Origin of the sequence: Arthrobacter sp. cf158 (assembly GCF_900106835.1) — a bacterium.
Taxonomy (GTDB): domain Bacteria; phylum Actinomycetota; class Actinomycetes; order Actinomycetales; family Micrococcaceae; genus Arthrobacter.
Window position 1 is genome coordinate 227765 of the sequence record NZ_FNNR01000009.1, and the last position, 6214, is coordinate 233978.

At 62.1% G+C, this 6214-nt stretch carries 8 protein-coding genes and 1 rRNA gene; 6 read left to right on the top strand and 3 right to left on the bottom strand.

Annotated elements, in window-relative coordinates; genetic code table 11:
* Positions 1-65 precede the first annotated feature (65 nt).
* Both BLW08_RS18435 and BLW08_RS18440 read left to right on the top strand, forming a co-directional pair.
* Positions 66-545, top strand: coding sequence for a MarR family winged helix-turn-helix transcriptional regulator (locus tag BLW08_RS18435; RefSeq protein WP_090824497.1), 480 nt, complete (start codon positions 66-68; stop codon positions 543-545).
* Positions 546-590: 45 nt separating this feature from the next.
* Positions 591-1355, top strand: a complete 765-nt coding sequence (locus BLW08_RS18440) for an SGNH/GDSL hydrolase family protein (RefSeq protein WP_091327003.1) — start codon at positions 591-593, stop codon at positions 1353-1355.
* Here the strand turns inward: BLW08_RS18440 and BLW08_RS18445 are convergent.
* From BLW08_RS18445 to BLW08_RS18455, 3 genes are read right to left on the bottom strand one after another with little or no spacing between them, the layout of a single operon-like run.
* Entirely contained in the window at positions 1352-2092 is a 741-nt protein-coding gene (locus tag BLW08_RS18445) for an FAD:protein FMN transferase (RefSeq protein WP_175538756.1), read from the bottom strand. The two genes, BLW08_RS18440 and BLW08_RS18445, sit on opposite strands and share 4 nt — an antisense overlap.
* Before the next feature lie 34 nt (positions 2093-2126).
* Positions 2127-2657 (bottom strand): FMN-binding protein, encoded by a 531-nt coding sequence (locus tag BLW08_RS18450; RefSeq protein WP_254779961.1) that lies wholly within the window; start codon positions 2655-2657, stop codon positions 2127-2129.
* On the bottom strand, positions 2654-4174 hold the full coding sequence (locus BLW08_RS18455) for a ferredoxin reductase family protein (protein ID WP_091326961.1): 1521 nt from the start codon (positions 4172-4174) through the stop codon (positions 2654-2656). The genes BLW08_RS18450 and BLW08_RS18455 overlap by 4 nt, the downstream gene beginning before the upstream one ends.
* A 393-nt stretch (positions 4175-4567) precedes the next feature.
* On the opposite strand from BLW08_RS18455, the gene rpmB reads away from it, so the two are divergent.
* The 4 genes from rpmB to BLW08_RS18475 form a co-directional block, all read left to right on the top strand.
* Complete coding sequence (rpmB, locus tag BLW08_RS18460) at positions 4568-4804, top strand: 50S ribosomal protein L28 (protein ID WP_011776361.1); 237 nt, start codon at positions 4568-4570, stop codon at positions 4802-4804.
* Positions 4804-4971, top strand: coding sequence for a 50S ribosomal protein L33 (rpmG, locus tag BLW08_RS18465; protein WP_003798558.1), 168 nt, complete (start codon positions 4804-4806; stop codon positions 4969-4971). The genes rpmB and rpmG overlap by 1 nt, the downstream gene beginning before the upstream one ends.
* A 4-nt stretch (positions 4972-4975) precedes the next feature.
* Positions 4976-5281: a 30S ribosomal protein S14 gene (gene rpsN, locus BLW08_RS18470; protein ID WP_011776360.1), complete on the top strand. Its 306-nt coding sequence runs from the start codon at positions 4976-4978 to the stop codon at positions 5279-5281.
* Between the two features lie 868 nt (positions 5282-6149).
* Positions 6150-6214: ribosomal RNA gene (locus tag BLW08_RS18475) — 16S ribosomal RNA — on the top strand; the annotation flags it as partial.

The following is a 6214-nucleotide window of genomic DNA, read 5'->3' on the forward strand; positions in this document are numbered from 1 at the left end:
GCCAGCCTATCGCCTGGACCCGCCGCGGAAGCTATGGAAGAAGCTAATTCTCCTAAGATGGTTTCATGACTCAACCCCGCTGGCTGAACGCCGACGAACGCCGTGCCTGGCTGGCCCTCCTGAGCATTAACACCTTGCTCCCCTCGGCCTTGGACACCCAGCTCCAATCTGCCGGAAAACTGTCCCTGTTCGACTACAACGTCCTTGCGATGCTCTCCGAAACCGAGGGCCGCTACCTTCCCATGAGTGAGCTTGCTGCGCGCACAAGTGCCTCCTTGTCGCGCCTCTCGCACGTGGTTACCAAGCTGCAGAAACGCGGCTGGGTGGAGCGGCAGGCGCACCCCGGAGACGCCCGTGTCACGGTAGCCCACCTGACCGATGCCGGCATGTCCACCATCGTTTCCCTTGCCCCGGGACACGTGGAATCCGTGCGCGCGCTGATGTTGGATTCGCTGAGCCCGGACGACGTTGCTGACCTCGCACGCATCGGCGAGAAGATCGTGGCCCGTTTGGACAACAACCACTGGATCCTGCGCGACTCCTAAGCCCGGGCTTTGTGGCCTTGAACGTTGAAGTGGCAGACTGACGGCATGGATTTTTCTGCCCGTTACGTTGCGCTGGGTGACTCGTTCACTGAAGGTGTTGGCGACGCCGACCCCACCCGCCCCAATGGTGTGCGGGGCTGGGCCGACATCGTGGCCGGGCAGCTCGCCCACAGCAATGCGGACTTCGGGTACGCCAACCTGGCCATCCGTGGCCGGAAGCTCCGCCAGATCATGGCGGAACAGGTGGACGCCGCCGTCGCCATGAATCCAACCCTGGTGACGCTGTACGCGGGGGCGAACGACATCCTTCGGCCCAAGATCGACATTGACTCGCTTCTTCAGGAGTACGACGCCGGCATTGCCACATTGAGCGCGACAGGCGCCACGGTGGTCCTCTTCACGGGCTTTGACGCCAAGGGCTCCAAAGTCTTCAGCGCCATGCGCGGACGCACCGCCATTTACAACGAACTGGTCCGGGAAATAGCGGAAAACCACGGTGCGTTGTTGGTGGACTACTGGCGCTTTGCTGAATACGACGACTGGCGGCTGTGGGACGAGGACCGGATGCACATGTCCACCGCCGGCCACGTGAACATGGCAAAGCGCGTCCTCGATGTTCTTGAGCACGAGCATGTCATCGAGGTTCCCGAGCTTGCTCCCGTTCGGCTCTTGAACCGGGTTGAAGCGTTGAAGGCCAATGCTCGCTGGCTGAAGGAATCGGCCGCGCCATGGGTAGCCCGGCGTGTGCGGGGGGTTTCTTCCGGCGACGGACTCAGCCCGAAGTACGCAGAGCTGATCAGGCCGCTCTAGGCCGCATTCCGGAATCCCGGAGTGGCAAGCAGCGTTCCATCCCGCCGTACTGCCAGCACGTCCGCGTTCCACTTTTCCACTGCTTGGTCCAACGTCCGGGTACCGCCGGCGACGATAGCTGTGGCCAGGACATCCGCGGTGACGATATCGCCGGCCGCCACTGAAACCTGGGCAAACTCGGGCCTGGTTCCGCCAACGGCCCAGATGTGTTCTCCCCGCTCGGCGGAGCCCGACGTCGCCAGCGCACTCATGGACTGCAGAGGGAACGCGCCCAGTAGGGCTTGGCGATCCAAGGGGTCCACGATGCCGGCCAGCCATGGTTCATGCGCGGCCGCTCCCGGCGAACCGCTCACCAGTACGTCGCCACCCGCGTTCAAACACCAGTTCCGCAGGCCGAGGGCGCTGAGCGACAATGCCGCCTCGCGCGCTGCATGGGCTTTCACGATTCCGGAGAGGTCCAAGGTGCCATCCGGGCGTTCGGCCGTGAAGGCGCCGTCCGTTGCCAACCGCCACTCCGAGGCCTCTGCGTAAAGTTCCTGCATGGTTTCCGAGGCGTACGCGAGCGTCATTTCACCACGGGCAAGCCTGCTCGCTTCGGAGCCGCTCCTGTACAGGCTGAATGTCAGGTCAAGATGCGCAAAGACACCCTCCACAACGTCGACGGCGGACTCGAGTTCATCCACGGCTGTTTGGGCGTAGGTGCTGCTCGCCACCGTCAGGCTCACCACGGTGCCCATGCTGCGGAATGTTCGCGCACGGAGCTGTTGACCGCTAGAAATTGGCTGCATCGAGGGCTGCCTGGAGTGAGCTGAGGTAGGCGTCGCTGGTAACCGTCGCCCCACCGATGGTCTGGACGTTGGCTGACTGGGCTTGGAGGACCTCGGACCGCAGAACGGGAGCTGCGCGGCTGCTGATCTGTGCCGACTTCCGCTCGGCATCCGTGAGCTGGAGGGGAGTGACCTCGGTGATCTTGCCGTCCTGGATTGTCACCTGCACCTGGACAGTCCCGAAGCGGGTCTGGACGGACGCGCCGTCGTACGTGGCCGACGTCGTACTTCCGGACGCCGGGCTGCCGCTGGAACCTGTGCCGCTGGAGCCGGTGCTGTCGGAACCTGTGGTGCCTGAGCCGGCGCCGCCGGAGCCGGTGCTGCCGCTGGTGGCTGATCCGCCGCTGGTGGCGCTGCTGCTCAGGCTGGTGGTGGTTGCCGTGCCGGTTTCGGCGATGTGAGCCCCGGACTGCCAGCCTGCCAGCAGGATGCCCGCGGACGCCAGGGCCGTTGCCATTGCTGCTCTGATCCTCACCAGTCAAACCTTTCGTAGTGGAGTTGTTCTACCGGGACACCCGCGGACCGCACATCCCGGATGACGGAGGCAGCCCAGGGAGTTGGGCCGCACACATAAACATCGGCGTCGGCAATGCCGGGTGCGTAGGAAGTGAGCGTGAACCCGGCCTCCGCCGCCGACTGCGGGAGCCAGGCGTGATTGCCGCGGGATCGTGGACCGGTCAGGTGGAAGAGCGTGACGCCCCGTGCCTGGCACAAAGCCATGATTTCCTGCCCCAGGAAGAGCTCCGACTCGTCGTGACCACGGAGAAGGACGGTGGCCTGGCCGGGTTCGAAGGGAGTGGATTCAAGGAGCGATCGCAGCGGAGTAATGCCGATGCCGGCGCCGATCATCACCACCTTGTTGCGGGATCGTGCGGCCGTGCTGAACATTCCGTAGGGCCCCTCGATGGCTACTTTGGTCCCCGGCTTGATCCTGGCAAGGCGAGCTGAACCGTCGCCGAGGTTCCGGACCGTGATGCGCAGTTTGCCGCGGCCTGCCGTTGCCTGAACTGCCGATTCACGGCCAGCTGATTGTGGGCCCGCCGACTCACGGCCAGCTGATACGGCCGGGGCCGGTTCCGCGGACAAACTGAACGGGTGGGCCTGCCACCAATGTCCTGCAGCGAGGAACCTCCAGAAGAAGAACCGCCCGCCGGATCCGGCCAGTCGTTCAAGGTGTTGGCCCGTCATCTCAATGCTGAACACGTCCGGCGCCACCCGCACCACCCGGCTCACCCTGAGTTGGTGCCGAAAACTCGCGGCCAGTGGCTGGTACACGCGGTAGACCAGCAGCGCTGCGCCCGTCCCTACGCACAGCAGCAGCCAATACCAGCGCTGCCAGGTGCCCTCGGCGAACAGGCCGCCCACGCTGAACTGATGTGGAATCGCCGCCGCCACGGCCGCGTAGGTCAGCAGGTGGATCCCGTACCAGAACTCGTAGGGAAAGCGTCGGCGGACAGCCACCAGGGACGTGACCACAACGGCGATGAACAGTGCCATCGACACGAACGCGAGCCACATGTCAGGCACGTTGACCCACAGGGAGACGGACTCGCTGATGGGGTCCAGCCCCTCCGCTGCGCCGTATCCAATCGCGATGAAAATTCCGTGGGCCACGAGTAAGTAGAGTGCCGGCTTGCCCAGCGTCTTGTGGATTTCCAGGGCCCTGTCATGCCCGATCGTGTTGTCGATGAACGGAATCCTCGCCGCGAGCAGGAGCATCAGCAGCACCAGGTCCATGCCCACCAGACCAGCCACAATTCCGAGTGCCGTCATTGTTCCGGCGAACGAAGAGAATCCCGTCGCACCGCCGTCGGACAGCCACAAGGCAACCGCGGCAATCGGTGACAACCACCCGAGAAAACCCAGGATGTCGCCCCGGGCCAGCCGCCGTCGGGCCTGCGGACGAAAGCGCTCGACGGCGTCCGGCACCTTGCGCTGGACCGGCGCCGGCGTGGTTTCCACCGGGGTATCAGGGGTCAGTAATGAGGTCATGACCTAAGACTCGCCAAGCATCCTTTCGTTCTGCTGTGAAAGAGCTTTAGGGGGCGTATGATGCCTGATTGGTCTTAATTTGGCCTGGCCCGTAGAATAGTTAGGCGCTAGGTAGTGCGGATCGTGTGCAATTGCTCCGGTTGGTGGTGAAGGTCAGTCTGACTGACGTCCCGTTGGCCGGTAGTTAGGGGCTCAAGTTGCGTGCATTCCTGTATTCGCCCGGTATCCCAGGACCTGATCCAGTGTTTCACTGACCATCCTGAGGCCAGCCTTCTTCGCCGCACTTGGTGCGGAAACTACCGAAATGGTCTGGATCCGGCTGCGGACGCTGCCTGTCGCACGGTAACGCAGGAACATCTGCACGCCGTTACATTCAATCTTTGGAGGAGAGTCATGGCAGCACACTGCCAAGTGACCGGAGCCGAGCCGGGCTTTGGACACAGCATTTCGCACTCGCACCGTCGCAACAAGCGCCGGTTCGATCCGAACATTCAGAAGAAGCGCTACTGGGTTCCGTCCCTGCGCCGTAATGTCACGCTGACCCTGTCAGCCCGTGGCATCAAGACCATCGACGTACGCGGCATCGACTCTGTCGTCGCCGACATCCTGGCACGAGGAGTAAAGCTCTAATGGCAAAGGACAAGGACGTACGTCCGATCATCAAGCTGAAGTCCACCGCGGGCACGGGTTACACCTACGTAACCCGCAAGAACCGTCGTAACGATCCTGACCGCCTGGTCTTGAAGAAGTACGACCCCAAGATCCGCCAGCACGTCGAATTCCGAGAGGAGCGCTAAACACATGGCAAAGAAGTCCAAGATTGCTCGCAACGAGCAGCGCAAGGTCATTGTTGAGCGTTACGCTGCCAAGCGTCTCGAACTGAAGAAGACCCTGGTTGACCCCAACGCGACTGACGAAGCACGCGAAGCTGCACGCCTCGGCCTGCAGAAGCTGCCCCGCAACGCCTCCCCGATCCGTCTGCGTAACCGCGACCAGATCGACGGCCGTCCCCGCGGCACGCTCCAGAAGTTCGGTATCTCCCGTGTTCGCTTCCGCGACATGGCTCACCGTGGTGAGCTCCCGGGCATCACCAAGTCTTCCTGGTAATCACGAAGCTCTGAAAGAGCCGGCAACCGTTATGGTTGCCGGCTCTTTCTGCGTTTAAGCGTGGTCGCGGGTGGTCGTCATCCAATGCGGCTAATCACCGCTTTTGATCGACGCTCTCTCACCTATTCGCGGTTTGTGGCCGACGCTCTCTCACCTATTCGCGGTTTGTGGCCGACGCTCTCTCACCTATTCGCGGTTTGTGGCCAACGCTCTCTCACCGGCCGTCGACGGCGGTAGACGTCAGTACGCGTTTGGGCTGTCGCCCCCTCAGATCCCGGCCGGCTACCGCCATCAATCAGGGTGTGACGGGCTTCACGTGAGTTGATTTCGTTCGCTTGAACGTGATTCGACCGGGCTGTGGGGCCGTTCGCCCTGTGTTTGCGGGGGTTTCGGTCGACGGCGGGGTGGATTTGTGCCGGGGGCGGCGGACGTGTAATGTCTTCTGAGTCGCCGCGAGTGAGACAGCCTGGAGCTGAGAACCGCGGAGGCCGACCCCCTTGATAACAGCCTGGAAAATGGCTCGCTTTTGAGCGTGCCATCCACTGGTGGGGCCGAAGATCGGATCAAAAATCGCGGAAACGCTGATTTGCGAAGATCCGGTTGATCGGGTAAGTTTGAAAAGTTGCTCCGGAGCGATCTTGGACCCTTTGGTGGGTGTGGGTGGTGCCGGGTGTGTCTGTTGTTTGAGAACTCAATAGTGTGCCAAGTTTGTTGATACCGATTGTTTTTTGATTGGTTGAAATTATGGCCGGATTGTCGCGCACCCCCGTGTGTGGTGGTCTGGTTTTCAGCTGGTTTCGAATTTTGTGCAGCCGTGTTCGCCGTTATTTCCGGTGGGTGTGGTTGTGTCTGTTTGATTTGTTTTACTTCAACGGAGAGTTTGATCCTGGCTCAGGATGAACGCTGGCGGCGTGCTTAACACATGCAAGTCGA

Bases quoted from the DNA above. Each gene is read 5' to 3' on its own strand.
- BLW08_RS18435 (WP_090824497.1), top strand. From the start codon at position 66: ATGACTCAACCCCGCTGGCTGAACGCCGACGAACGCCGTGCCTGGCTG.
- BLW08_RS18440 (WP_091327003.1), top strand. From the start codon at position 591: ATGGATTTTTCTGCCCGTTACGTTGCGCTGGGTGACTCGTTCACTGAA.
- BLW08_RS18445 (WP_175538756.1), bottom strand. From the start codon at position 2,092: ATGGGCACCGTGGTGAGCCTGACGGTGGCGAGCAGCACCTACGCCCAA.
- BLW08_RS18455 (WP_091326961.1), bottom strand. From the start codon at position 4,174: ATGACCTCATTACTGACCCCTGATACCCCGGTGGAAACCACGCCGGCG.
- rpmB (WP_011776361.1), top strand. From the start codon at position 4,568: ATGGCAGCACACTGCCAAGTGACCGGAGCCGAGCCGGGCTTTGGACAC.
- rpmG (WP_003798558.1), top strand. From the start codon at position 4,804: ATGGCAAAGGACAAGGACGTACGTCCGATCATCAAGCTGAAGTCCACC.
- rpsN (WP_011776360.1), top strand. From the start codon at position 4,976: ATGGCAAAGAAGTCCAAGATTGCTCGCAACGAGCAGCGCAAGGTCATT.